The organism is Bradyrhizobium niftali (genome assembly GCF_004571025.1).
Taxonomy (GTDB): Bacteria; Pseudomonadota; Alphaproteobacteria; order Rhizobiales; family Xanthobacteraceae; genus Bradyrhizobium; species Bradyrhizobium niftali.
In genome coordinates this window covers 945,903-970,434 of sequence record NZ_SPQT01000001.1, presented here as the reverse complement: position 1 = coordinate 970,434, position 24,532 = coordinate 945,903, and the positions used below count along the sequence as shown (strand labels likewise).

23 protein-coding genes and 1 pseudogene are annotated in these 24,532 nt (G+C 60.6%); 17 read left to right on the top strand and 7 right to left on the bottom strand.

Annotated features, from left to right (window positions below; translation table 11 throughout):
* Positions 1-53: 53 nt before the first annotated feature.
* A complete protein-coding gene (locus E4K65_RS04305) occupies positions 54-770 on the bottom strand; it encodes a TetR/AcrR family transcriptional regulator (RefSeq protein ID WP_135173037.1) in 717 nt (238 codons plus the stop codon).
* Between the two features lie 29 nt (positions 771-799).
* A complete protein-coding gene (locus E4K65_RS04300) occupies positions 800-1,831 on the bottom strand; it encodes a glycoside hydrolase family 88 protein (protein WP_135173036.1) in 1,032 nt (343 codons plus the stop codon).
* Between the two features lie 98 nt (positions 1,832-1,929).
* On the opposite strand from E4K65_RS04300, the gene E4K65_RS04295 reads away from it, so the two are divergent.
* The 11 genes from E4K65_RS04295 to E4K65_RS04245 all read left to right on the top strand — a co-directional run bounded on the left by E4K65_RS04295 (position 1,930) and on the right by E4K65_RS04245 (position 11,073).
* Positions 1,930-2,784 (top strand): branched-chain amino acid ABC transporter permease, encoded by an 855-nt coding sequence (locus E4K65_RS04295; RefSeq protein WP_135173035.1) that lies wholly within the window; start codon positions 1,930-1,932, stop codon positions 2,782-2,784.
* Entirely contained in the window at positions 2,781-3,773 is a 993-nt protein-coding gene (locus E4K65_RS04290) for a branched-chain amino acid ABC transporter permease (protein ID WP_135173034.1), read from the top strand. The genes E4K65_RS04295 and E4K65_RS04290 overlap by 4 nt, the downstream gene beginning before the upstream one ends.
* Positions 3,770-4,531: an ABC transporter ATP-binding protein gene (locus E4K65_RS04285; protein ID WP_135173033.1), complete on the top strand. Its 762-nt coding sequence runs from the start codon at positions 3,770-3,772 to the stop codon at positions 4,529-4,531. The genes E4K65_RS04290 and E4K65_RS04285 overlap by 4 nt, the downstream gene beginning before the upstream one ends.
* Positions 4,521-5,249 carry an ABC transporter ATP-binding protein gene (locus E4K65_RS04280; protein ID WP_135173032.1) on the top strand — a complete coding sequence of 243 codons (729 nt, stop codon included), beginning with the start codon at positions 4,521-4,523 and terminating at the stop codon, positions 5,247-5,249. The genes E4K65_RS04285 and E4K65_RS04280 overlap by 11 nt, the downstream gene beginning before the upstream one ends.
* A 26-nt stretch (positions 5,250-5,275) precedes the next feature.
* The gene (locus E4K65_RS04275; protein ID WP_135173031.1) at positions 5,276-6,406 is read left to right on the top strand and encodes an ABC transporter substrate-binding protein; all 1,131 of its coding nucleotides are present in this window, start codon (positions 5,276-5,278) and stop codon (positions 6,404-6,406) included.
* Positions 6,407-6,441: 35 nt separating this feature from the next.
* Positions 6,442-6,897, top strand: a complete 456-nt coding sequence (locus E4K65_RS04270) for a MaoC family dehydratase (protein ID WP_135173030.1) — start codon at positions 6,442-6,444, stop codon at positions 6,895-6,897.
* A gap of 28 nt (positions 6,898-6,925) precedes the next feature.
* A complete protein-coding gene (locus tag E4K65_RS04265; protein WP_135173029.1) occupies positions 6,926-8,299 on the top strand; it encodes an FAD-dependent oxidoreductase in 1,374 nt (457 codons plus the stop codon).
* Positions 8,300-8,461: 162 nt separating this feature from the next.
* Entirely contained in the window at positions 8,462-9,262 is an 801-nt protein-coding gene (locus E4K65_RS04260; RefSeq protein ID WP_135173028.1) for an enoyl-CoA hydratase/isomerase family protein, read from the top strand.
* A gap of 284 nt (positions 9,263-9,546) precedes the next feature.
* A complete protein-coding gene (locus E4K65_RS04255; protein WP_209312030.1) occupies positions 9,547-9,762 on the top strand; it encodes a gluconate 2-dehydrogenase subunit 3 family protein in 216 nt (71 codons plus the stop codon).
* On the top strand, positions 9,759-10,457 hold the full coding sequence (locus tag E4K65_RS04250; RefSeq protein WP_135173027.1) for a cupin domain-containing protein: 699 nt from the start codon (positions 9,759-9,761) through the stop codon (positions 10,455-10,457). Before E4K65_RS04255 ends, E4K65_RS04250 begins: the two co-directional genes overlap by 4 nt.
* Before the next feature lie 142 nt (positions 10,458-10,599).
* Complete coding sequence (locus E4K65_RS04245; RefSeq protein WP_135173026.1) at positions 10,600-11,073, top strand: cupin domain-containing protein; 474 nt, start codon at positions 10,600-10,602, stop codon at positions 11,071-11,073.
* A gap of 64 nt (positions 11,074-11,137) precedes the next feature.
* Here E4K65_RS04245 and E4K65_RS04240 read toward each other — a convergent pair whose 3' ends face one another.
* A complete protein-coding gene (locus tag E4K65_RS04240) occupies positions 11,138-12,331 on the bottom strand; it encodes a CaiB/BaiF CoA transferase family protein (RefSeq protein WP_135173025.1) in 1,194 nt (397 codons plus the stop codon).
* Between the two features lie 194 nt (positions 12,332-12,525).
* On the opposite strand from E4K65_RS04240, the gene E4K65_RS04235 reads away from it, so the two are divergent.
* Both E4K65_RS04235 and E4K65_RS49955 read left to right on the top strand, forming a co-directional pair.
* Positions 12,526-14,130, top strand: a complete 1,605-nt coding sequence (locus tag E4K65_RS04235; protein ID WP_135173024.1) for a class I adenylate-forming enzyme family protein — start codon at positions 12,526-12,528, stop codon at positions 14,128-14,130.
* Positions 14,131-14,216: 86 nt separating this feature from the next.
* Entirely contained in the window at positions 14,217-14,336 is a 120-nt protein-coding gene (locus E4K65_RS49955) for a helix-turn-helix domain-containing protein (protein WP_167770506.1), read from the top strand.
* Between the two features lie 32 nt (positions 14,337-14,368).
* Here the strand turns inward: E4K65_RS49955 and E4K65_RS04225 are convergent, their stop codons facing one another.
* Positions 14,369-15,286, bottom strand: coding sequence for a LysR family transcriptional regulator (locus tag E4K65_RS04225; RefSeq protein ID WP_135173023.1), 918 nt, complete (start codon positions 15,284-15,286; stop codon positions 14,369-14,371).
* Between the two features lie 95 nt (positions 15,287-15,381).
* Here E4K65_RS04225 and mdlC point away from each other — a divergent pair, with 95 nt between their 5' ends.
* From mdlC to E4K65_RS04205, 4 genes are all read left to right on the top strand, one after another.
* Positions 15,382-17,010, top strand: a complete 1,629-nt coding sequence (gene mdlC, locus E4K65_RS04220) for a benzoylformate decarboxylase (RefSeq protein ID WP_135173022.1) — start codon at positions 15,382-15,384, stop codon at positions 17,008-17,010.
* 19 nt (positions 17,011-17,029) lie between these two features.
* The gene (locus E4K65_RS04215; protein WP_135173021.1) at positions 17,030-18,481 is read left to right on the top strand and encodes an aldehyde dehydrogenase; all 1,452 of its coding nucleotides are present in this window, start codon (positions 17,030-17,032) and stop codon (positions 18,479-18,481) included.
* A 92-nt stretch (positions 18,482-18,573) separates the two neighbouring features.
* Complete coding sequence (locus E4K65_RS04210) at positions 18,574-19,524, top strand: ketopantoate reductase family protein (protein ID WP_135173020.1); 951 nt, start codon at positions 18,574-18,576, stop codon at positions 19,522-19,524.
* A 90-nt stretch (positions 19,525-19,614) separates the two neighbouring features.
* Positions 19,615-21,045, top strand: a complete 1,431-nt coding sequence (locus tag E4K65_RS04205; RefSeq protein WP_167770505.1) for an MFS transporter — start codon at positions 19,615-19,617, stop codon at positions 21,043-21,045.
* A gap of 362 nt (positions 21,046-21,407) precedes the next feature.
* Here E4K65_RS04205 and E4K65_RS04200 read toward each other — a convergent pair whose 3' ends face one another.
* The 3 genes and pseudogenes from E4K65_RS04200 to acs all read right to left on the bottom strand — a co-directional run bounded on the left by E4K65_RS04200 (position 21,408) and on the right by acs (position 24,516).
* Positions 21,408-21,980 carry an adenylate kinase gene (locus tag E4K65_RS04200; protein WP_135173019.1) on the bottom strand — a complete coding sequence of 191 codons (573 nt, stop codon included), beginning with the start codon at positions 21,978-21,980 and terminating at the stop codon, positions 21,408-21,410.
* Between the two features lie 12 nt (positions 21,981-21,992).
* Positions 21,993-22,532: pseudogene (gene ppa / locus E4K65_RS04195) on the bottom strand (inorganic diphosphatase).
* A gap of 16 nt (positions 22,533-22,548) precedes the next feature.
* Entirely contained in the window at positions 22,549-24,516 is a 1,968-nt protein-coding gene (acs, locus tag E4K65_RS04190) for an acetate--CoA ligase (protein ID WP_167770504.1), read from the bottom strand.
* Positions 24,517-24,532 lie beyond the last annotated feature (16 nt).

Genomic DNA, 24,532 nt, shown 5'->3' with positions numbered 1-24,532 from the left:
GCGTCCAAACCGGTCGCCCTTTCATTCGCGATGGGCATCATTGGAAAATCCTGTCATTGATCCGATGCCCGCCTCGCCTTCCGCACTGGCGGCGCTCGCACATTCGCGATCTCCGGCTGAAATGTGAGTAGCTTGTGTGCGGCCGTTCTTGATTGCGCCGGGAAAAGGCTCGCCAGGAGCGCCCGCCGGAAGACGCGAACGAGTTCCGATCCGTCCAGCTCTTCGCCACGGCGGACCCACTCGAGCAGGATGCCGTCATGAATGGCCATGAACGTCGAGGATGTCTCGCGAAGCCGGACATCAGCGGAGAAGCGGCCAGTCTTGATGCCCTCGTGGACGACCTCCTCGATGAAGTCTCGCATGTCCTTGTACTTTTGTGCGATGATTGCGCCGCTCTCGCTCTCGGCGTTGCGGAGTTCGATAGATAAAAGAACAAACAGGATTATCTCGCGTTGGTTCTTGACGGAATAACTAACCTGCTGGTGCAAGAACCGCACGACCCGATCGACGACATCCTTTTCCTCTTTGGCGCGAGCGATAGCAGCGTCAATGTAGACTGCAGTAATTCGTCTTAAGATATGCGCCAGATATTTGTCTTTGTTGTCGAAATAGAAGAGCAGGCCAGCCTTCGACATGCCGGCAAGTTTTGCGATCTCGTCGAGCGATGCCCCGCGGAAGCCCTTTTCCGAGAACACGGCGACACCAGAGCGGTAGAGCGTTTCAAGGCTCTCCTCTCGCCACTGTTCATTCGTTCGGGATTTTTTGGCCAATTGGCACCTCTAATCTGGTTGGAGCACTTTCAACGGCGCAGTTCGGCTTGAAGTTCAAAAGCCGCGAGGAGCAGGAACCCCTGAGCAAACGGCGCTTTTCCAAACGGCACGCCGGGCCCCCCCGGCGGAAGTGCAACAGCCGGCACGCCGCCGTCGGCGCCGACCGAATCCGCTACGACACGAAAAGCCCGGATCGCGGAATCTCGAAATCCCGACTCGACGAGGCCGAGCCTGGCTGCCGCCGCGGCCGCATAGGCATATTGCAACGTCCCCGAAGATTCGAATGGCGCGAAGGGATCATCAAGCACGTGTCGCAGATAGCCCGAGCGGTCCTGCCGTTCGTGCAACGAGGTGAGAACCCTGCGAAGAAGTTCGCAAAGCCGATCTGCTGCGGCGTGGTCGGGCTTCATCTCGATGACATCAACAAGTCCAGCAACGAGCCACCCATTTCCTCGCGCCCAGAACGTCGACTGTGGATAATGGTCTGGGGTTTCGCACCACACATGGCGCGCGAGATTCTGGTGGGGATCGACGAGGTGCTTTGCCATGACCTCGATCTGACGCGCCCCTTCATCAAGGAATTCCGCTCTGCCCGTCACGCAGCCAAGCAGGGTCAGGAAAGGTGCCATCAAATAGGCGAAGTCGATCCATAGCTCGGGCGCTTCGAGCCGGGCCACAATGCCGCCATCTCTCGTTCGTTTCGCGGCCAACAGGGCTTCAGCGTGAAGAAGCGCTGCGTCGAGCAGGCGCTGTTCGCGCGTGCGCCGATAGACGTTTAACAATGCAACACCGAACGACGATGCGTTCGCCGGTGATGGCGTAAAGACGCGCACATGGCCCGAGCCGAGATAGTCACGCTCATCATTCGCGAGATACCCGGCGCTCGATTGTCGGGCGACCGCGCGGTCGATCCACCTTTCCACCACTCGGTTCGCCTCGGGATCTTCAAAGCGTTGAAGGCCGACGAGAGCCGGCCCGCGCTCCCACCAGTCGCGGTCGTCGGGATGGTCGATAATGTAGCGACTAACTCTTCCGATCAAACCGTCGAACTCGCTTGACATGCCGCGTCCATATTAGTTACCGTTCGGTCAGTTAGATATATGAGAGCGCTGGCGGATGCAACCGCGAAGCACTCCGAGGGAGCGAAACCGGAGGAGGCATGGCCTTCGTCGAATTCGGGCTGAATGGAATCTTTCTTGGGGCTGTGTTCGGCCTCCTCGCACTCGCCATTGCAGTTGTCTGGATGACCACGGACGTCGTTGACGTTGCAACAGGCAGCTACGCGGCCGCGGCTGGCATGGTGGCTGTATGGGCAGGGCCGCCTTGGGGCGCGCTCCTTGGAATCTTGGCGGCAACGGCGCTCAGTGGCACGATGGGCGTCATCTTCCTGATCTTCCGACGACTTGGCGCGACCCGCGATACCATATTGATCGTACTCTGCACGATCGCCTACACGTTCGTCATCGAATCTGCGCTTCAGAGCGTGTTCGGGACCGACAACCGCTTCTTTCCATCCGTTCCGGGCGCCTTTGACGTGGCAGGCGTGTTTCTCACGTTTCAAGGCGTCTTCGCTTTCCTTTTGGCTGTCGTGCTGTTGGCGGGACTACTCGCGGCACTTCGTTGGTCTCCTGCGGGGCTTCTAATGCGCGCAAGCGCGATCTCCGCAAAGTCTGCAAGCCTTACCGGCATTCCGGTCCGCCGTGTTCAATTCGTTGTATTCCTGCTAGGGGGCGCGATTGCAGGCGTTGCAGGCGTTCTCGCCTCCATGAGTATCGGCGTGTCCTACTCGAGTGGTTTTGCGCTCTCTATTGTTGCCTTCAGTGGGGCCGTGGTCCTCGGCCGCGTGACCGTTTCCCTGGCCTTCACGGGCGGGCTTCTGATCGGGCTCGCAATTGCACTTGGCCAAGCCTATCTGCCGCAGGGCTGGGACGCGGCGACGGCGCCCATTTTGATCGTCGCCGTCCTCTGTAGCGGGCTTGTTTCGCGCGACATGTTCCACGGAGCGCGGCCATGACCAGAAGCGTTCGTCTCAGCAGGATCTCTCCTGTCCTGATCATATTGGGCATCGCGATTACGCTGGCGATCGCCGGCGAGGTCAGGCCATCTATCTATGCGACATCGGTCACGATCGGATTCTTTAGCCTTCTCGCGCTTCCTCTTGGGCTTCTCTATGGCCAAGGTGGCGCCATATCACTGGCACAAGGAGGGTTCGCGGCCGTGGGAGCATTCACGACCGCGATCCTGACGGTCAAGTTCGGCTGGTCACCCTTCGCTTCACTTGTTGTCTCGGTCGGCCTCCCAGCGATTCTTGCATTCGTGATTGCACGGCCGCTCCTTCGTCTTCCCGAATTGTCTCTTGCGCTGGTCACTATTTCGCTCGTGATGATCTTCAAGGTCGTATTCGAGCGGGCGGAGCGATTGACTGGCGGCTACAACGGCATCACCGGTATCGCACCTCTTCCGATTATCGGCGTCGAACGCTCGTATGCGCATTGGACGGTTTGGACGGCCGTCCTCATCGTAGCATATTGCTACGCTTCTTACGTTGAAAGCGGACGCGGACGAGCACTGAATGCGATCCGGGTGGACCGCCTTCTCGCCGAATCAACCGGCACCAATGTCGCGCTTGAGCTATCAAGTCTCTTCTCCCTGTCCGCCGGAATTGCCGGGTTCGCCGGTTGGTTTTACGCACATTACATTGGTTTTATGGCGCCGGACTCATTGGATCCGACCCTGTCGGCCAACATCCTGTTCATGGTCGTGCTGGGGGGGCGCAAGTCGGTCTTGGGGCCGATCGTGGGAGCATCACTGTTTACGCTTGCCTCCGATCTTCTTCCGGGCACCGTCACACAAGGAATGATTTTCGGCTCCCTCCTCATCGTCATTCTCGTCTTCTTCCCTGACGGTATCGTCTCTCCGGGGATGATGCGATGGACCCGCCGCCGAGCCACGACGATTCCGGAAGCCAAGAACACACCTGGCGTGAGGCTTGAGCGCGCATGACCCTGTCAGCTCGAGATCTCTCCGTTCGCTTCGGTGGCCTCCAAGCGCTCGCTGAGGTTTCACTCGAAGTCACACCTGGACGCATCCTCGGCCTCATCGGCCCGAATGGTGCCGGGAAGACGACGCTTTTCAACTGCCTCACGGGTGTGATCCAGCCGAAGGGTACGGTGGTCGTCGACGGCGTCGAGATCACACAGTTGCGCACGGACGAGCGCGTCCGACGCGGCATCAGTCGCACCTTTCAAACGCCGCGGCTGGACATGAATCGAACCGTGCTTGACGCAGTGATGCTTGGATATACGCCTCACCTGGCGCAAGGCCGTCTCGCCTGCTTTCTTGGGTTACCTTCGGTCGGCCGCAGCGAAGAGCATCTCAGGAACGGTGCGATTGAGAAAATACGGCTCCTCGGGTTAGGCGGAGCGGCGGAGGACCGCGCCGGATCGCTGTCGCTCGGCCAGTTGCGGCTGCTCGAGGTGGCTCGGGCCTTGGTCGCCGGCCCACGCTACTTGCTGCTTGATGAGCCGGCAGCCGGACTCGACGAGTCAGACCGGATACGCCTGGCCGATGCCATCAAAAACGCGGCAGCCAGCGGGATCGGGATCGTACTGATTGAACATAACGTAGGCTTCGTCTCCAGGCTCAGTCATGAGTTGTTGGCGCTCGTGAATGGCACGGTTGTCGCTCGCGGAGAGCCGAACTCGGTGGTCTGCTCGGAAAAGGTAGTCGAAGCATATCTGGGGCCTGCCTATGTCCATTGAAGCAGGCGGTTCAACCCGGCCAAGTCTGATTTGTCGCGAAGTTGGCGCACGCTACGGACTGTTGGAAGCCTGCCGGAATATCTCGCTCCAAGTTGACCCCGGCGAGATCGTCGCGTTGATCGGACCAAACGGTGCTGGCAAAACGAGCTTAATTGGCGCGCTAAACGGTACCGTTGCCGGCTCGGGAGAGGTGCTGCTCAACGGAAATAACCTGATGGGCATGGCGACGCATCGTCGAAGCCGAGCGGGTCTCGCGACGGTGCCGGAAGGCCGCGGCCTGTTTCCCACGTTGACGATCGGCGAAAATCTGGCGCTCGGCGCCCGGTTGGCACCTTCAACGGAGCGCGCCGCCGCGATCGAGGAGGCCGCTGGCCGGTTCGGATTTATCCGCGAGCGATGGAATACGGCGGCGGGATCTTTGAGCGGCGGCGAGCAACAAATGGTCGCGGTCGCGAAATGCCTAGCCGGACGGCCGACAGTCTTGCTGCTCGACGAGCCATCGCAGGGCTTGGCCCCGATTATCGTCGGAGAACTGGCCGAAGCGTTGAACGGGCTCCGCACGACCGGCATTGCCATCCTTCTTGTCGAACAGAATCAGACGTTGGTCTCCATCACTGCTGATCGCTTCGTGCTGTTGGCCGCCGGCCAAGTCGTGTCGCAAGGCGGTCGGGCGGAACTGGCCGATCGTGAACGAATGGCCATGGCATATTTCAAATAGAACAACATCCTGCGGAGGAAAACGTGATGCAAGTGTTTCGTTGTCTCGTAACAGCGGTTGTTCTTGCGGCCGGTATCTCAAGCGCTTCGGCCCAATCGACCTCGAAGGACCCAATCAAGGTCGGCATTCTGCTCGGCCTGACAGGGACCTCTGCTGGTTATACGTTGGACGAGCGCCGAGCCGCCGAGGCCGTGACCGAAAAGGTCAACTCCGCAGGTGGCATTAACGGACGCAAGATCGAACTCGTCATACGCGATACAAAGACGAACCCGACTGAAGCCGCCCGTGTCGCGAGTCAGGTCATTCTGGACGACAAGGTGGTCGCCATCCTCGGGGCCGGAACGGCTTCGGAAACATTGGCATTTGCCGATTTCGCCGCGCGCAACCAGACGCCGATCTTCGCGCCGACCTCGTCGCAATCCGTGACGGATCCGAGCACATCCTACTTCAAATGGATTTTCCGGATGGCCCCTCCCCTCAGCGCGGACGCTCCAAAGTTGATGGACAAGGTGAAGGCCGATGGGCGCAAGACGATTGCGATATTCGTGCAGGAAGACGCTTATGGCCAGCAAGCGTCCGAGATGATGAAGGACTACGCCAATAAGAACGGCATCAAGATCGCTGAGATTGTATCCGCACCCATCTCGAACACGGACTTCACCACGCACGCCATCAAGCTACGAAATGCCCGCCCCGATGCGGTGCTGATCGCGGCTTCGCAAACGCAGACGGCGAGCAGCATGCTCCGGAAACTGCGTGAGATGGGTTCGACGGCGCCCGTGTACGGGGTCTCCGCGCTTGTTTCGAGCGCCATCCTTGAAGCTACTGGTCCGGCTGCGGAAGGTCTTATTGCGCTTTCGAACAGCAATCCGTTCGATCCCGGACCGTTGAAGCCTCTCGTTGAACTGCTGAAGGACCATGGTGGTAATCGATCGTATGGCTCGGTGTGCGGCGCAACCGCGATGGAAGCCATTGTTCAGGCACTGCGGACGGGCGCCACGACTGGATCCGAGATTCGTGACGCCGTGGAGAAAATGGGGCCCGTCAAACTCTATGCGGCAGCCCCAGTGGAGTACAGCGAGACCAATCACGACGGCTGGGGCCCAGGCACCATGTTCTTCGTGACGGTCAAGGACGGCAAGTTCGTCAACCTCTGACGAAGAGAAAAATCGCCAAAAATAGGAATCGAAGCGTGAGAAGCTGCGAGCAAATAATCGATAGCATCCAGTTAGGTGAAACCGTTCAGTTCGAGAAGACAGTCACCGAAGCGGACGTCTATATGTTTGCCGGCATTACCGGAGATTTCGCTCCCGTACACGTCAACGAAGAATACATGAAGAGAACGCGGTTCGAGGGCCGGATAGCTCATGGCGTCCTGATCCTCGGACTCGCCTCCACAGCATCGAGCCAATTCGCGGCACGTGCGAACATTCCGGGTGTTTCTGCAGGATATGATCGCGTGCGCTTTCTCGGACCGGTCCGGTTCGGAGACACTATTAGGATCGATTACACTCTTCGCCGAAAAGACGCCGAGCGCGCCCGCCTCTACTGTGAAGTCAAAGGCATCAACCAGCGCAATGAAAGCGTTCTGTCGGCTGAGCACGTCATTAAGGTCATTCCGAACGGCAACGACAGCCGGCTTACCTAATTAGCGCAACTTTCCTGGAGCAATCCCGATGTCAGACAGCGTCGATCTTCACCTTGCCGCAGATCGTTCAGCCACGATCGCGTCGCGCGCCGATGTCGTAGTGGTTGGAGGCGGTCCGGCGGGTGTTTGCGCCGCCGTCGCGGCAGCACGGCAGGGCGCATCCGTCGTTCTTCTCGAACGCTATTCCTATCTTGGCGGCCTGGCCTCCGGCGGTATGGTTTTGGTGCTCGACGACATGTGCTCGGGCTCGGAAATTACAGTGATGGGCCTTTGTGCAGAGTACATTGACAGGATGCAACGCGAGGGCCTGGCCGTGGTCCCTCCTCAGCACGAACGGACAGCCACGCCGGAACACTATCGAAAGTGGGCGCGGTGGGGCCTGTTCGATCTCTACGCGCGTACAAAGCCTCCCCCCGTCTGCTATGCGGCGACCTTTGATCCGGATAGCTGGAAGCGTGTCTCGACTGAGATGGTGCGCGAAGCGGGCGTCGAGACGAGACTGCATAGCTGGTTTTCCCGCGCTATCGTCGAAGATGACCGCATTCGGGGCGTAGTCTGCGAGACGAAATCGGGCCGTCAGGCAATCATGGGAGATGTTGTAATCGATGCAAGCGGCGACCTCGATGTTCTCGCCTCCGCCGGCGCTCCGTTTGCGCACGAGCAATACTTAGTGACCAATGTTTTCCGATTGGGCGGCGTGGATACCGAGGAAGCCGACCGCTTCCAGCAGGAGGAGCCGGAGGCGTTCGCACGCATCGATGGACAGGCGCGCAAGATTATCGGCGGCTCCTGGGAGTTCTGGTGGCTTAAGACTCCTCTGCCTGGAATCGTGTGGTGCAACTGCCCGCACCTGACTGGAATTGATGGCCTCGATGTCACCGACATGACGCGGGCCGAGTACGAAACCCGACGACGCGCTGACCAACTCGTCGAGTACGTAAAGCAGAACCTTCCCGGCTTCCAAAAGTGTTTCGTCGTAGATTTCGCACCGCAGCTTGGCGTCCGCCAGACGCGACTGTTGCAAGGCGAGTACGTCGTGACGAAGGAAGACATTACCAACCGTCGCTGGTTTGCCGACTCAGTTGCGCGTGGGCGGGACTACTTCACCCCCTATAGAGCGCTTCAGCCGAAGGGGCTCGTAAACGCGCTCGCGGCGGGACGGCACTATTCCGCCACATCGACCGCTCAGAAGATCTCGCGCGAGATCCCGCCCTGCATGGCAATGGGTGAGGCAGCCGGAGTGGCTGCGTCCATGGCGCTCGAAAGCGAAGCAAACGTAAAGAACGTTGATATCGAGCGCCTTCGCCGGCGCCTGCGGGAATTGGGAGCGATTCCGGGCGACAAACCTACCGCGTCGACGGCCGCTTCCGAGCTGAACAACAAGTTCGATCTGCAGACGTGAGAGAAGGCTTTGAGAGGCTTCCATGAGACCAAATCGTATCCGACACGACAACAGTTTGTCACATCCAACTCGGCGTGGGATTTGTACTCGGGGGAGACCTTCGCGGCCTCATCAAAACGTCCAATAGGTCGCAAAAATTGAATCTGAAACGGAAACCGAACCATGACTGACCATCACCTGACCATCGATGCGGGGATCGCGACGATCACGTTCGACAACCCGCCGCTCAACCTGATGACGACTGCTCTGATGGGCGTTCTCGAAGGTCATCTCGATACGATCGATGCAGACCCAACCGTGCGCGTGCTCATTCTGACCGGAAGCCGCAAGGCCTTTGGCGCGGGTTCGGACGTGCGAGAATTCCCGGCTTATGCAGAATCCGGGAATGTCCTCCACAAGAAATTAATCCGCGAGAATAAGGTTTTTCGCCGAATCGATCACCTGCCGATTCCGACCATCGCAGCCATTCACGGCCTTGCCTTCGGCGGCGGACTTGAGCTCGCTTCCGCCTGCGACCTCATCGTCGTCGATGAGGATGCGCGGCTCGCGTTGCCGGAGATCAAGCTTGGGGTCTTCCCAGGCAGTGGAGGATCGGTTCGTATCAGCCGACGCATCGGGGAGGCTCGCGCGAAGGAAATGATGTTCTTGGGCGAACCGATCGATGCGGCGACAGCGCTGTCGTGGGGGCTGATCAATCGCGTGGTGCCGAGCGGCAAGGCAATGGAGGTCGCGCTGGATCTCGCACGGCAGCTTATTGCTCGTCCCAAGCTCGCACTTTCGGTGTGCAAGACGGCCGTGGATCTGGCGTTCGACGTCTCCGAGGACGAGGCGATCGCCCGCACGCTGTTGATGTGCGACCTCGTTTCCAGTTCAGCCGAGACCCGAGAAGGCGTTCGTGCGTTCTTCGCCAAGGAAGCGCCCGACTTCAGCCGGGTGTCGTCCAGCCTCTATCGCCCTTCCTGACATTTTTCGAGGAACGATGATCACCGCTGCCGGACAGCTGAGCGTGTCAGTGCCGACCGAGCTCTAGGAGCCGAGCGTCGGGTGCCGACCTTCGGACCGGATTGCTTGACCTAACGCTACTTGCAACGATCTTCCGAGTTAACCGATCCAGAGAGAAGCCATGGGCGAATCGGACAGTTCGGGACGCGACTTTCTCAAGCGCGGGCAATTGGCGGCGGAGCGGTCACAGCCGCCGCAACGCCATTGGCGAGCGTCGCGCAGAGAGCTCAACCAATGACGCACCGGTGTCGCCGGGCTATATGTTCCTCATTCCGTCGGAGGCCGCGTTTATCGAAGCCGTCGCGGACCACATGTTTCCGGCCGATGCACACACGCCGGGCGGCGTGGACATCGGCATCAACATCTTCATAGACCGCGCACTCGCGGGGTCGTGGGGGAAGGGCGATCGCCTCTACCTGGAGGGGCCGTGGCGGCTCGGCGCCCTGGACAAGATCGAATGAACAGAACAATTCTCAAGGGCGGCATCCTCTTCGCCCTGGCAAGCGTGGCGCTCACAGCGTCTCTCAAGGCGGAGGATCTCCCGCCGGCGTTTCCGCGCGAAGGGTCGAGAAAGGTACTGGAGAATAGTCGCGTCATTATCTGGGATGCGACGTGGCCAAAGGGCAAGGCCACCCTACTTCATGAACACCCCGTCGACTATCTCTCAGTCACATTGGTTGAAGGGGCAGTGAAGATTACGGAACGAGACGGAACGTCTTCTGTTGGTCGGCCCGCTCCATTTGGGTTTGTCCGGTTCAATCCGAAGGGCACGATTCACGCTGAAGAGGGTGTCAGCGACCAAGAGAGGCGGGCCATCATGGTGGAACTGAAAACGGTTCCGAAACCGGCAGAGGCGGCTGCTACCAAATCAGGCTTTCCAAGGGACGGAGCCACGAAAGGACTGGAGAACGACCGGGTCGCCGTGTGGGACGTAACTTGGATTCAGGGTCAACGGATCCCGAGGCGGCAGCAGGGTCGAGACGCAGTTGTCGTATTTCTCAAGGGTGGTGTCATTCGGCAATCTCCGGAGGGTGCGGCGGTAAACGACACGCGGTGGAATGTCGGTGATGTTCTATATGTCCCGGCAGGTACTGACGTTCCGTCCGAGGAAGCCACCCAAGGTCCACCGCGAGCGGTCGTCATAGAACTCAAGTAATGATTTCAGAAATCACGAGCCGGCTAACCTTGCGATTGAGCCGACGCACCATCGCCCGCGGTCGACTCGCCGTGGTGCGCGGCTCATCGCTATCGTCAGCCAGACAACACAGACGTTCCACTACATCAAAGGAGCTCCGTCGATGAAGGCCGCCATCTGTTTCCTCACCGCCGGGTTTCTTGTTACCCCTGCCTTGGCTGCGGACCCGGTGGGGTTCGCCATGTGGAAGCCGGCCGAACTGAAGCAACGAGACGAGGCGATATCCAAGAAGGTCGGTGCGGATAACTCCGCGCGGGAAACGCTGGCCGACTACGGCCATTACCGCTTCCGAATGCTTTATCGGGATGCGGATGGACTCCCTGAGCAGCATGACAACTTTGTCGATGTCGTCATTGTGCAAAGCGGGGAGGGCACGTTGCTCCTGGGCGGCAAAATGATCGACCCCAAGGCTGGCCCGGGCATCGGCGAGTACCTAGGCACGGGAATCGAGGGCGGGGAGCGGCATGCGCTCGCGCCAGGTGACTTGGTTCACATCCCAGCCAAGATTCCACACAACTTCCTCGTCGCCAAAGGGAAGCACCTCACGTACGTGCTCGTGAAGGTTCCCGCGCGTTGATGAACCGCTAGTGCACTCACCGTGGGGCTCGATCCACACCTTGGCAAGCTCCCACAGTATTCGATCAGTCGGGATCGGCGACCCCAATGGCTTTTTCGGCCGCGAGGGCAGCGATCTCGTCTTCCGTATAACCGGCTTCTTGCAACACCGCCCGCGTCGAATCGCCAAGAGCGAGCGGAAGGTGGCGTACTGGGCGCACTTCGCCATCATACCGAATGGGGTGAGTGACTAGCGTCGCCTGGGCCTCCCCAACCGGAACGCGGGTTAATGCTCCAATGGCCGCAATTTGGGGATCATCGGGGAGGTCGTCATAGGACTGTACCCGTGAGAACCAGATCCCCTGCGACGTCAATACCGCAGCAACTTTGTCGAATGTCATCGTCTCGAGTTTGGCGGCGAACAATTTGGCATATTCATTCCGCCGCGTTTTGCGGCCGTCCGGTCCGAGCTCTGCCAATTCCGGAATACCGAGGAGCCTAGGTAGGTCTTCGAATGTCCCTCCCGCACTGACGGCTATGTGCGCATCGCAAAGCCGGTAGACGCCATAGGGAGCATCGGAGAACCAAAGCCCGATATGCGGATCTCGCTCGATATTTGCACGCGTTGCCCGCCGGGCGAAGAAATGGGTCAGCGTCTCGGCTTGCAGATCGATTGCAGACGTGAGGAGGCTCGATTCGACCCGCGTCCCCTCGCCGGTTGCAAGTCGCTTCACATAGGCGGCAAGAATGCCGAGCGCCAGAAGCGCCCCGCCGTGCTGATCGACGATCGCGGCACCAACGCTCGACGGTAGCGTGGCAAGATCGCCGGTCGCCGCAATCAGACCCGTACGCGCTTGGGCAAGCAAATCCTGTCCTGGTTCTTGAACCATCGGACCATTCACCCCCCAACCCGTGGCTGATGCATAGATAAGATTGGGCTTCGTTTGTTGCAGATCCTTGAACCCGAAGCCGAGACGGTCGAGAACACCGACGCGGTAGTTCTCAGTAACAACATCAATCGTTTCTACGAGCCGATGAATGATCCGTTTGGCCTTCGGATGCTTCAAATCGATCGCAATTGACCGCTTGTTGCGGTTTGCTGCCAAGAGGCTGCTTGAATGTCCATCCACGTAGGCTCCCGCGGGGCTGAATCGTCTCTCGAAAGCGCCCTCGAGTGGCTCCACTTTGATCACGTCGGCGCCCATATCGCCCAGATATTGGGAAGCGGCTGGACCCTGAAGCCAATGTGAAAAACTCAGCACCCTCATCTGTTCGAGCATGTATCATCCGTGTTGACTAGGCTTTTTGGAACTTGCCAGGATTGTGTCTGCGCTTAAGAAAACTAACTTACCGTCTAGACAGTAACTTGGTCAACCGCGGCGTAGACCTATGCACCTCTACTCCGGAAGCGTAGCCTAAAATCAGAAACTCCCGCGGCGAGGTCCCGGCCTCAAGCAAACAGAAGAAGACGAAAATGAATACGATGGAGATGCCCACGTTTGATACGCTTGTCTGGAGCGCGGCGCGCCAAAATCCCAACGGCGTGGCAGTCGTTTCCCAAGCAGGCTCCGAGACATGGTCCGCCTTTGCGTGGCGGGTTTCTCAGATTGCGGGCGCCTTGATAAAGAACGGCCTTGAACCCGGTATGCATGTCTGTCTGCTGGCAGGAAATTCTCCGGCCCATCTTGCGACGACCTATGCCGTTTGGGCCGCGGGAGCCGTGCTGGTCCCTCTGAACATACGATTGTCATCCAGCGAACTCGGCGCCATCCTTTCTCATGTCGAGGCTGCCGCTCTGCTGTTTGACGCGGCACACGCCAATACTGCACACACAATCGCGGCCGAATGCCAAATCTCTCGCGCGCTGCAGATAGAGACTCTCAACGACCTCCGCGAGCCTACGCCGACGGGCTGCCTGCCCTCTAAGCCAACGATCCTCCGTTTCGGCGAAGATCGGGACATTGCCGGCATCATTTACACGGGAGGGACCACGGGTACTCCCAAGGGGGCAATGCTCACTGGGCGCTCGTTTCTAAGACAGGCAGAGAATTTGCTGAATATTATGCGCCACGACACGATGTCCGTTTATCTCCACACCAGCCCCCTCTTTCATCTATCTGGATTGACGCACACACACGGAATCACACTGGCCGCCGGGACTCATGTTTTTCCCGGCTCCACCAAACCTGACGATGTGTTCGCATCGATCGCCGATCACGGCGTAAATGTTTTAGGCCTCGTGCCCACCTACCTCGCCACACTCCTCGAGAACACCTCGGGCCACAAGGCAGCACTTCAGCGCATCGAACATGTCGGATACGGAGCGTCGCCGATCAGCGAGCCCCTTTTGCGGCGTGCGATTCGAGAGCTGCCAAACGCCTCTTTTCACCAGGTTTACGGGCAGACGGAAGCCGGAGGTTCCTGCCTGACGCTGCCGTCCGAGGCCCACCGCCTAGAGAAATCAAGCCGTGAGCGACTGAGCATGGCCGGCATTGCGCTCCCCGGATTCGACGTTCGCATCTCCGGCGAGGACGACCGGGAATGCATTCCTGGTGAGACAGGCGAAATCGTTGTACGTGGTGAGGGTGTTATGGCTCGCTATTGGCGAGATCCTGCACGCACATCGGAAGTCTTGCGCAACGGTTGGCTGAGAACCGGCGACATGGGCCGTCGCGACGAGGATGGGTATATCGCTGTGGTCGGCCGGTTGAAGGATTTGATCATCACGGGCGGAGAAAACGTCTACGCCGGCGAAGTCGAACGCGTGCTCGAAGCCTTGCCCGGCGTCCGGAGCTGCGCAGTGGTCGGCGTTCCAGATCCGTATTGGGGCGAGGCGGTGCACGCCTTTGTTGTGCGCGAACCGGGCGCCAGACTAACCGAGCCCGATATTGGACAATTCTGCCGATCCCATATCGCCGCATACAAATGCCCCAAAAGAGTATGGGTCGGCGACAAACCGCTGCCTTTGACGGGGGTGGGTAAGATCATGAAAAGCAAGCTTCGGGAGCAAGCGCTCGCATTGATGACAACAGCCTCTGCTCCGACCATTCTGAGCGAGCCTGCAGCCTCGACCGACTGAGTGAAGAATGAGCGTCCGGAACGGCAGAGCCTTCGGCCCACAGGGCAACCGCTCATACGCCGAGATCACCGCGATCAGCGCGCGGCGTGCCCCAGATCGCGACGGACAACGGGTTCAACGATCTCAGCCACTTCAGCAAGGCCTTCCGGATCAAGTTCGGCGTGGCGCCGCGCGACTGTCGGAACGGGCAGGCGACGCATTCCTAGAAGGGGTCCGGCCAACATGGCCGGATGTGCGGTCAGCGTTTGCGGTTTCCCGCCGACGTTAGCCGCCTCAACTCGTCCAGCAGCTTCACTGCCGGAACGGCCAGGAGACCCCGCCGGCGGCGAAATGCCACCAGCTTTCGCCTCCCATCGACCCCCGCGATCGAGAGGGGTGCAATGAGGCCAGCGCGCCGCTCCGGCTCGAACATCGGCTCCGCCATCCAGCTCAGAAACCCGGAATCGACGACAAGGCTCTTGAGCACCGTGATCGAGCGCGTTCTGACGATGACGTCGGGCATGCCGAGGCCTTGTTCGGCGAACACACGCTCGACGTGCTGATGCGGTCCGGTGCCAGGCGGCGGGATCGTCCATTTCTCGTGAAGCGTATCGGCGAGCGTCAACTTTCGACGACGCCTGAGAGGGTGTCCAGACGAAACGATCACGTGGCTCGTGTCCTCCCAGCAACAATCGCGAATTGCCACGATTTCGTCCGTGTCCGGCGCGTCCGCGCCCAAGGCGAGATCGATCTCGTGCTTCGACAAACTCGCTGCCAATAAGTCCCAGACGCCTTCAAAGACTTCGAAGTGAAGACCGGGCCACTTCGTCAAGGTCCGCTCGATCGCGGGCGGCAGGATCGAACTCGCGATGCTCGCCACTGCCCCAACGCGGACGGTCCCCTTCGCCGCGCCGCGCAGCGCCTGAATTTCCTCCAGCGCCTGCGTGGCTTCGACATGCAGCGAAGTCGCGTGCGGCAAGAAGGCCCTTCCGATATCTGTGAGTTGCATGCCCTTGGAGTGGCGCTCGAACAGTTCGGCGCCGAGTTGCTGCTCCAGCCGTTTGATGGCCCGGCTCAGCGCGGGCTGTGTCATGTTCAACAGGGCAGCCGCCCGGCCAAGGCTCCCCGCCTTGACGATCGTGGTGAAGGTCGTCAGCTGTTCGATGCTCAGGGCCATAACCAAGTGTAATGGGTTTTCGCCTTTTTTTCAATTCTTTGCAACGGCGTCCCTCCCCTAGTGTCCGAACGACAAAAAACCGGGATGGGAACGATATGGCCACTGGGACGGATACGTTCGAGCAACAACGGGTGACTGCGCCGACAGTGCGCGATGCCGTCGTCGACCTGCTGCGTCGTCTCAACATGACGTCTGTCTTCGCCAATCCGGGATCGACGGAATTGCCGTTATTCCGGCACTTTCCTGAAGACTTCCGCTACGTCCTCGGGCTCCAGGAAGCAGTCGTCGTCGGCATGGCCGACGGCTTTGCACAGGCAACGCGCAACGCGGCCTTCGTCAACCTGCATTCGGCGGCCGGCGTCGGCAACGCGATGGGAAACATCTTCACCGCGTTCAAGAACCGGACGCCCCTCGTCATCACGGCAGGACAACAGGCCCGCTCCATCCTCCCTTTCGATCCGTTTCTCGCTTCCAGAGAAGCTACCGAGCTGCCGAAGCCCTACGTGAAATGGAGTATTGAACCGGCACGTGCCGAGGACGTGCCGCATGCCATCGCGCGCGCCTACTACATCGCGATGACGCAACCGTGCGGGCCTGTCCTGGTCTCGGTGCCGGTGGACGATTGGGACCGTCCGGCCGAGTATCTGCCAACACGCACGGTCAGCCAGCAGGTCCGCCCCGATCCAGCCATTCTCGAGCAAATCGGAAACGCCCTCGATCGTTCGAAGCGGCCGGCCTTCGTCGTCGGAGCGGCCGTGGATCGCGACGGGGCCTTCAACGAGGTCCGGCAGCTTGCCGAAGCGCACAATGCGCGGGTCTTCACTGCGCCGATGTCCGGCCGCTGTAGCTTCCCCGAGGACCATCGATTGTTCGCCGGGTTCTTGCCGGCGATCCGCGAGAAGATCGTCCACCTGCTCGACGGACACGATCTCGTCTTCGCCATTGGCGCGCCGGCGTTCTCGTATCATGTCGAGGGGTTTGGTCCGCATCTGCCAGATGGAGCCGAGCTTTTCCAGTTGACCGACGATCCCCAGACCGCCGCATGGACGCCGGAGGGAATGGCTGCGATCGGCAGTGTGCGGCTCGGCCTCCTGGATCTTCTGGCACGTGCGAGGCCCCCGACGCGTGCCCTTCCTCCTGCTCGCTCCATCGCGCGGCGAGTGGAGCCGACGACGCCCCTCTCGACGGCCTTCGTGATGCAAACCATTGCGGACACAAAACCTGCCGACAGCATCATCGTCGAGGAAGCGCCGGGCGCCAGGCCTGTGATGCAGGCGCACTTGCCCATCACGCAGAGCGAAGCCTTCTACACGATGGACAGCGGCGGCCTCGGTTACGGCATGCCCGCCGCGGTGGGCGTGGCGTTGGGCAAGCCCGGCCGCCGTGTGATTGGCCTGATGGGCGATGGCTCGAGCCTCTACTCGATCCAGGCCATCTGGAGCGCGGCGCAACTCGGTCTGCCCGTCACCTTCGTCATTCTCAAGAACGGGCGTTACGCCGCGCTACAGGACTTCGCACCTGTGTTCGGCTTCAGTTCGCAAGAGCACGTCCAGGGCACCGACCTTCCCGGGCTCGATTTCGTCTCGATCGCGAGGGGCCTGGCCTGCTCCGCAGTCCATGCCGGGAGCGCCAAGGGCCTCCACGACGCGTTGGACAAGGCATTTTCGTCCGAGCGACCTACCCTGATCGAAGTCGAGGTCGAGGACAGAGACCTGCACAGGTAGAAAAACCGAGGGAGTAGACATGAATACGATCTCGATGTTGATCGGCAGCGAGCAACGAGCGGCCACCGGTGACGCCACGTTCGAGCGCCTCAATCCGCTCGATGGCCAGATTGCAACGCGAGCACCGGCAGCCACAGCGCACGATGCGGTTTCAGCTGTGGAAGCGGCCGCCGCGGCCTTCCCGAGCTGGTCTGCCACAGGGCCATCGGAGCGCCGTGCCCTTCTGACTAAGGCAGCGCACGCGCTGGAGGCCAAGGCCCCTGCATTTGCGGCATCCATCGCTGCCGAAACCGGCGGCTCGGGGATCTGGGCTGGGTTCAACGTCCATCTCGCCGCCGGCATGCTGCTTGAGGCCGCGGCAATGACGACGCAGATCAGCGGTGAGATCATTCCCTCCGATGTGCCCGGCAGCTTCGCGATGGCGGTGCGGCAGCCCGCCGGGGTAGTCCTTGGCATGGCGCCCTGGAATGCGCCTGTGATCCTCGGCGTGCGAGCCATCGCGCTTCCGCTGGCCTGCGGAAATACCGTCGTTCTGAAAGGGTCCGAGCTGTGCCCCGCAACTCACGGGCTGATCGTCGAGGCATTCAAGGAAGCCGGCTTTCCCCAGGGCGTCGTCAATTACGTCACCAACGCTCCGTCGGACGCTGGATCCGTGGTCGAAGCGATGATCGCGCATTCCGCCGTCCGCCGGGTCAATTTCACAGGATCGACCCGCGTCGGAAAGATCATTGCCGCCACATGCGCGAAGTATCTCAAGCCGGTGGTCCTCGAACTCGGAGGCAAGGCGCCGCTCGTCGTCCTTGACGATGCCGATATCGGCGCCGCGGTGAACGCAGCCGCGTTCGGTGCCTTTGCGAATTCGGGACAGATCTGCATGTCGACCGAACGAATCATCGTTGATGAGACCATCGCAGACGAGTTTGTACGTCGTCTCACCGACAAGGCTTCCAAGCTGCCACTCGGCGACCCGAGGAAGGGCCCTGTCGTTCTCGGTTCGGTCGTGGATATGAGCACTGTCAAGCGCTGCAACGACCTCATCGATGACGCGCTCGCGAAAGGCGCAAAGCTGCTGTGTGGCGGGAAAGCCGATTCCACGCTGATGCCGGCCACGCTGATCGATGGCGTCACGTCGGATATGAAAATCTACAGCGAGGAGTCCTTCGGACCGATCAAGCCGATCGTCCGGGTCAAGGGGGAGGAAGCCGCGATTGCCTGCGCAAACGACAATGCCTACGGCTTGTCGTCCGCCGTGTTCACCAGGGATACGTCGAGAGGCATGCGCGTCGCCTCGCGCATTCAATCCGGGATCTGCCACATCAATGGCCCTACCGTGCACGACGAGGCTCAGATGCCGTTCGGAGGCGTGAAGGACAGCGGATACGGGCGATTTGGCGGCAAATCTGGAATCGCCGAGTTCACAGACACCCGCTGGATGACCATCCAGACAAGCGAACGACATTACCCGTTCTGATCAGGCGCGAGCCCGGTCTCGAATCTCCAATGAAACGATGTCGTCTCCCCCTCGGGCGAGGCGCGATCAGGCTCGTCTAGACGGAGCACAGAATGTCAGATCGGCAGTTACCACGGCGTCGAATCGCCATTCTCGGCTCCGGTGCGATGGGATCATTGTTCGGCGGTTGTCTTTTCGAAGGCGGATCGGACGTTACCCTGATCGACCTGAATGTCTCGCATGTGGAGGTGATCCGAAAACACGGTCTCGTCCTGAAGACAGACGCAGGCGAGCGGTCCATCCGTTTGCCAGCTGTCTTTCCACAGGAGGTGGCGACGATATTCGATCTCGTCATGGTCTTCACCAAGTCCATGCACACAAGTTCCGCCCTCTCGGCGGTCCGCGCCTGCATCGACCCGGAGACGGTCTTGCTGAGCCTTCAGAACGGACTCGATAACAAGCTCGCGTTGACCGCCTTCGCTCCCCCCCAGAACGTCCTGATCGGCATCACGACCTATCCTGCAGACCTCGTCGCGCCCGGCCACGTGGAGTCGCACGGTGCGGGGATCGCCCGCCTGGCGGCGACTTCCGAGCCTGCGACGCCAATTCTGAAGCTGCTGCCCGAACTGCTCGCGCGCGGCGGGTTGAACGCCACCGTCGATCCTCAGGTCGAAACCGCAATATGGGAAAAGGTTGCGTTCAACGCCGCCCTAAATACGCTTTGCGCGCTCACGCACTCGACGGTTGGCCAGATCGGCTCCGACGCTGCTACGCGCGGCCTGGCGTTCGCGATCGCTGCGGAAGTCTGTAACACCGCTATTGCCTGCGGCTTTCCCGTCAATCGTTCGCATGTCGAACAGACCCTGGCGTCCGCCATGCAACATCACACGCACCACAAGCCTTCGATGCTCCAAGACGTGCTCGCCGGAAAACCCACCGAGATCGAGGCGATCTGCGGTGCCGTCGTGAGACACGCAAAGGAACGCGGCCTCTCAACGCCAATGACTGAAACTGTTTTAGCCTTGATCCGGCACATCGACGCAAAGATCGCCCGCAATGCCTGAACAGCAAAGTCCTGTGCAGTCATGCGGGCATAGGAAAGATCGTGTTGGCAGTTCACCACACGGCGCAAAACAACAGGAGGAAATCAAGTCATGACAGAGTCGTACCCCATGGGTCCCTTGTCTGCTCCGCACATTGCGGCAACCGGCTCCAGTCCAACTCGCATTCCTGGTGAGGTTAGAAGCAGCGGCGACAACGCACATTCCTCGCTTGACATCGGGCAGCTCCTTGATGATGGCCCCTGGACCGTCCTGCAGAAAATCGTCGTCTTCATCGCCGCCCTGTCGATCATCATGGACGGGTTCGATGGACAGCTGATCGGCTTCGCGGTGCCCGTTCTGATCAAGGAATGGGGCGTTACCCGTGGTGACTTTGCTCCCGCCCTTGCCGCCGGCCTAGTCGGAATGGGAATAGGGAGCGCCTTCGCCGGCCTCCTTGCCGACCGGTTCGGACGACGTGGGGCCGTCATCGTCAGCGTGATGGTTTTCGGGCTGGCAACCTTCTGCATCGGCTTTGCAGCCAACCTGTGGCACATCGGCGCACTGCGATTTATTGCGGGACTCGGCATTGGCGGCGCCTTGCCGAGCTCTACGACCGTTGCGGCGGAATTCACGCCCGCACGGCGGCGGACGCTCGCCATTACGGCGACCATCGTCTGCGTCCCACTTGGAGGCATGCTCGCCGGCCTGTTCGCCGGCCTGGTCCTGCCGAGTCTCGGTTGGAGGGCCCTGTTCTTTCTCGGCGGAGCTCTGGCCGTGCTCCTCGGATTCATTCTGCTGTTCATACTTCCGGAGACGCCCCGTTTTCTGACGCGCCGGCCCGCGCGTTGGACCGAGCTGCGCCGGCTCGTCGGACGAATGTCGCGTCCGGTCGCGGCCGACATCATCTTCACAGATTTAAGCGAGCAAAGAATCGAGAAGCGCGAGGGTTTTCCTGCGTTGTTCGAGAAGGGCCGAGCCCGCGACACGATCGCGCTCTGGTGCGCCTTCTTTCTCAACCTGCTTGCCGTATATAGTGCCTTCACGTGGCTGCCGACGATGCTGACGTCCGAAGGGTTGGACGTCGCGATTGCGGGGTCCGGTTTGACGGCCTACAACTTCGGAGGCGTGCTCGGCGCATTGACATGCGCCATGGCCATCACCCGGTACGGCTCCCGTTGGCCGCTCCTGCTGTGCAGCCTCCTCGGCGCCGCCACCGCGCTTTACCTGACCCGCGTGAACATCGCGCTGGAGACAAGCATTCTGATAGCAGGCTTAGGTGTGCAAGGCTTCTTCGCCAATGCGGTGCAGTCGACCATGTACGCCGTGTGCGCCTATGTCTACCCAACCTCAGTCCGGGCCACGGGCACGGCCTCCGCCCTCGCCTTTGGTCGGCTTGGAGCCATCCTCAGTGCCTTTGCCGGTGCAACGGTGATCACGGTCGGCGGAAAGGACGGCTATCTCCTGATGCTGGGCGTCGCCATGATCGGTCTCGCCCTCTCTCTCGCCGTTGTTGGTCGCCACATCCCCGCGCGCGAAACATGACGGGGACCTTCTCCGTGACTCGCGAGACCCAAGCGCGCGGCGCTTCCAAACTTGCATTTTCATCAGATGAGAGGTCGTTACTGCGCTTGGGTCAGCCACTGGTTCGCTACATCGCGAAACCCATTAGTTCGGAAACCCTGTTTTCTTGTGCAATCCCGTCGCTCCAAAACGGTCGGCGAGTGGCGCAAATACCGATATCAACAATCGGTTCAAGTGACGATCTGAGACGGCGCCCGATGGGGAATTCGACACGGCAGCCAATTCGGGGCAGCTACGGGACTAGAAAAGTCGATGACTTAGGGGTTGCAGCACAGGTCTTATCTGGCGGAAACGAGCATTCGTCGCCCGGTGCTCCGTTCCTCTCATTGAATTGCCTCGACAAGCTCTGCGGTGACACGGTCGATAGGCAGCGAGGCGTCAACTGTTCTGAGCAATCCCTTGGTTCCATAGTAGTGGGTCAAGGGCCGTGTCTGGTCTGCATAGGCCCTCAGTCGTGCGTTGAGCGCCTTCTCGTTGTCGTCTGCTCGTACCGCTTCTCCATTTACACGGGCCTGCGTCGCGCGCCCGAGTATTCGGTCGAGCAGTTGGTCCTCGTCGACCTTGAGCTCCAGTACGCGATCCAGTTTGTGGCCATTGAGGATTTCGTCGAGGCTCTCCGCCTGGACTACGGTGCGCGGAAAGCCATCCAGGATGAAGCCTCTCTCGGCATCGGGCTGCGCAACGCGTTCGGCGATTACCTCAAGCACCAACGGATCCGGCACGAGGGCGCCGCGCTCCATGATCTTTGCGGCCTGTCGCCCGATCGGTGTTCCCGCAGCCACCGCCGCGCGAAGCATATCGCCGGTCGAAAGCTGCGGAATCGCGAGGATTTGCGAAAGCTTGAACGCCTGAGTTCCCTTTCCGGCGCCAGGAGGTCCCAACAATACAAGCCTCATTTCAGCGCTCCCTCAGCGCGATTTTCGGTTGGCGGCGCGCGAAATCGCCGCCTCGATCAATTCGCGGGCTTCTTCCGCGTCTCCCCATCCCGCCAGACGCACCCACTTGCCGGGTTCGAGATCCTTGTAATGAAGGAAGAAATGCTCGATCTGCTTCCAGGTGATCTCTGGCAAGTCGGTATAGCTATGTACGTGCTGGTAACGTTGGGTGAGACGAGACGATGGGACAGCGACAATTTTCTCGTCGCCGCCGCCGTCGTCTTCCATCCTCAGTACGCCGACCGGACGCACATTGATGACGGCTCCGGGGACGATGGGACGGGTATTGGCGACGAGTACATCGATCGGATCACCGTCGTCCGAAAGTGTACGCGGCACAAATCCGTAATTGCCGGGCTAACGCGTTGGCGTGTAGAGGAAACGGTCAACGACGAGCGCGCCCGAATTCTTGTCAAGTTCGTACTTGATCGGCTCTCCCCCGAGGGGCACCTCGACGACGACGTTGACATCATCAGGTGGTGCATGGCCGATCGCGATTGCATCAATATTCATCCGCCGCCCTCTCCGCTCACGCTGATCGTTTGTTCTGCCGGTTCTTCACGAGATCATCGACCACGGCGGGATCGGCCAATGTCGAGGTATCGCCGAGACTTCCCGGTTCGTCCTCGGCGATCTTGCGCAGGATGCGGCGCATGATCTTGCCGGACCGGGTCTTTGGCAGGCCCGGCGCGAACTGGATCTGGTCGGGCGAAGCGATCGGGCCGATCTCCTTGCGCACCCAGGTGACGAGCTCCTTGCGCAGATCCTCGGTCGGCTCGATCCCGGCCATCAGGGTAACATAGGCGTAGATGCCCTGGCCCTTGATGTCGTGCGGGAAGCCGACCACTGCAGCCTCCGAGACTTTCTCATGCGCCACCAGCGCGCTCTCGACTTCTGCGGTGCCCATGCGATGGCCGGAGACGTTGATGACGTCGTCGACGCGGCCCGTGATCCAGTAATAGCCGTCGGCGTCGCGCCGGCAGCCGTCACCGGTGAAGTATTTGCCCTTGTAGGTCGAGAAATAGGTCTGCTCGAAGCGGGCATGATCGCCATAGACCGTGCGCATCTGGCCCGGCCATGAGCGCGTCAGGCAGAGATTGCCTGCTGTCTCGCCCTCCAGCACCTTGCCGTCGGCGTCGACGATCTCAGGCACCACGCCGAAGAACGGCTGCGTCGCCGAGCCCGGCTTTAGCTTGGTCGCGCCCGGCAACGGCGTGATCAGGATGCCGCCGGTCTCGGTCTGCCACCAGGTGTCGACGATCGGGCAGCGCTCGTCCCCGACGACGCGGTGATACCACTCCCAGGCTTCGGGATTGATGGGCTCGCCGACCGAGCCGAGCAGGCGGAGCGAGGCGCGCGAGGTCTTCTTCACCGGCTCGTCGCCGCCCTGCATGAGGGCGCGGATCGCGGTCGGCGCGGTGTAGAAGATGTTGACCTTGTGCTTGTCGATGACGTTCCAGAACCGCGAATTATCCGGGTAATTCGGCACGCCCTCGAACATCAGCGTGGTCGCGCCGTTGGCGAGCGGCCCGTAGAGGATGTAGCTGTGGCCGGTGACCCAGCCGACGTCGGCGGTACACCAGTAGATGTCGCCGTCGTGATAGTCGAAGACGTATTGATGCGTCATCGAGGCGAACACGAGGTAGCCCCCGGAGGTGTGCAGCACGCCCTTGGGCTGGCCGGTCGAGCCCGAGGTGTAGAGGATGAACAGCGGATCCTCGGCATGCATGTGCTCGACCGGGCACTCGGTCGTCACCATCGCCGCTGCCTCGTGGTACCAGAGGTCGCGCGTCGGGTTCATGTCGATCTTGCCACCGGTGCGCTTGACCACCACGACCCAGTCGACGCCGTCGGCCTTTGCCAATGCGGCATCGACATTGGCCTTCAGCGGCACCTTCTTGCCGCCGCGCAGGCCCTCGTCGGCGGTGATGATGATCTTGGACTGGCAGTCGTTGATGCGCTGGGCGAGTGAATCAGGCGAGAAGCCCGCGAACACCACGGAGTGAACAGCACCGATCCGGGCGCAGGCCAGCATCGCATAGGCGGCTTCCGGAATCATCGGCAGATAGATGGTGACGCGATCGCCCTTCTTGACGTTGCGGGTGCGCAGGATGTTGGCCATCCGGCACACTTCGTCGTGCAGTTCCTTGTAGGTGATGTGCCGGGATTGCGAGGGATCGTCGCCTTCCCAGATGATCGCGGTCTGGTTGGCGCGCTTGGCGAGATGCCGGTCGATGCAATTATAGGCGACGTTGAGGATTCCGTCCTCGAACCATTTGATCGAGATATTGCCGGGCGCAAAGGAGACGTTCTCGATCTTGGTCGGCGCGTGCATCCAGTCGATGCGCTTGGCCTGCTCGGCCCAGAAGGCGTTCGGGTCCGCGATCGAGCGGGCGTACATGTCCTTGTACTTGGCCTGGTCGACCCAGGCGCGGTTGGCCCATTCCGCGGGGACGTCGTAGATCTTCTCGGACGTATATCCCACCAGATTATCCATCTTGTCCTCCCTACGC

Excerpts from the sequence above, each read along its gene's own strand:
- E4K65_RS04300 (WP_135173036.1), bottom strand. The coding sequence starts at position 1,831 with ATGTCAAGCGAGTTCGACGGTTTGATCGGAAGAGTTAGTCGCTACATT.
- E4K65_RS04295 (WP_135173035.1), top strand. The coding sequence starts at position 1,930 with ATGGCCTTCGTCGAATTCGGGCTGAATGGAATCTTTCTTGGGGCTGTG.
- E4K65_RS04290 (WP_135173034.1), top strand. The coding sequence starts at position 2,781 with ATGACCAGAAGCGTTCGTCTCAGCAGGATCTCTCCTGTCCTGATCATA.
- E4K65_RS04285 (WP_135173033.1), top strand. The coding sequence starts at position 3,770 with ATGACCCTGTCAGCTCGAGATCTCTCCGTTCGCTTCGGTGGCCTCCAA.
- E4K65_RS04280 (WP_135173032.1), top strand. The coding sequence starts at position 4,521 with ATGTCCATTGAAGCAGGCGGTTCAACCCGGCCAAGTCTGATTTGTCGC.
- E4K65_RS04275 (WP_135173031.1), top strand. The coding sequence starts at position 5,276 with ATGCAAGTGTTTCGTTGTCTCGTAACAGCGGTTGTTCTTGCGGCCGGT.
- E4K65_RS04265 (WP_135173029.1), top strand. The coding sequence starts at position 6,926 with ATGTCAGACAGCGTCGATCTTCACCTTGCCGCAGATCGTTCAGCCACG.
- E4K65_RS04260 (WP_135173028.1), top strand. The coding sequence starts at position 8,462 with ATGACTGACCATCACCTGACCATCGATGCGGGGATCGCGACGATCACG.
- E4K65_RS04250 (WP_135173027.1), top strand. The coding sequence starts at position 9,759 with ATGAACAGAACAATTCTCAAGGGCGGCATCCTCTTCGCCCTGGCAAGC.
- E4K65_RS04245 (WP_135173026.1), top strand. The coding sequence starts at position 10,600 with ATGAAGGCCGCCATCTGTTTCCTCACCGCCGGGTTTCTTGTTACCCCT.
- E4K65_RS04240 (WP_135173025.1), bottom strand. The coding sequence starts at position 12,331 with ATGCTCGAACAGATGAGGGTGCTGAGTTTTTCACATTGGCTTCAGGGT.
- E4K65_RS04235 (WP_135173024.1), top strand. The coding sequence starts at position 12,526 with ATGAATACGATGGAGATGCCCACGTTTGATACGCTTGTCTGGAGCGCG.
- E4K65_RS04225 (WP_135173023.1), bottom strand. The coding sequence starts at position 15,286 with ATGGCCCTGAGCATCGAACAGCTGACGACCTTCACCACGATCGTCAAG.
- mdlC (WP_135173022.1), top strand. The coding sequence starts at position 15,382 with ATGGCCACTGGGACGGATACGTTCGAGCAACAACGGGTGACTGCGCCG.
- E4K65_RS04215 (WP_135173021.1), top strand. The coding sequence starts at position 17,030 with ATGAATACGATCTCGATGTTGATCGGCAGCGAGCAACGAGCGGCCACC.
- E4K65_RS04210 (WP_135173020.1), top strand. The coding sequence starts at position 18,574 with ATGTCAGATCGGCAGTTACCACGGCGTCGAATCGCCATTCTCGGCTCC.
- E4K65_RS04205 (WP_167770505.1), top strand. The coding sequence starts at position 19,615 with ATGACAGAGTCGTACCCCATGGGTCCCTTGTCTGCTCCGCACATTGCG.
- E4K65_RS04200 (WP_135173019.1), bottom strand. The coding sequence starts at position 21,980 with ATGAGGCTTGTATTGTTGGGACCTCCTGGCGCCGGAAAGGGAACTCAG.
- acs (WP_167770504.1), bottom strand. The coding sequence starts at position 24,516 with ATGGATAATCTGGTGGGATATACGTCCGAGAAGATCTACGACGTCCCC.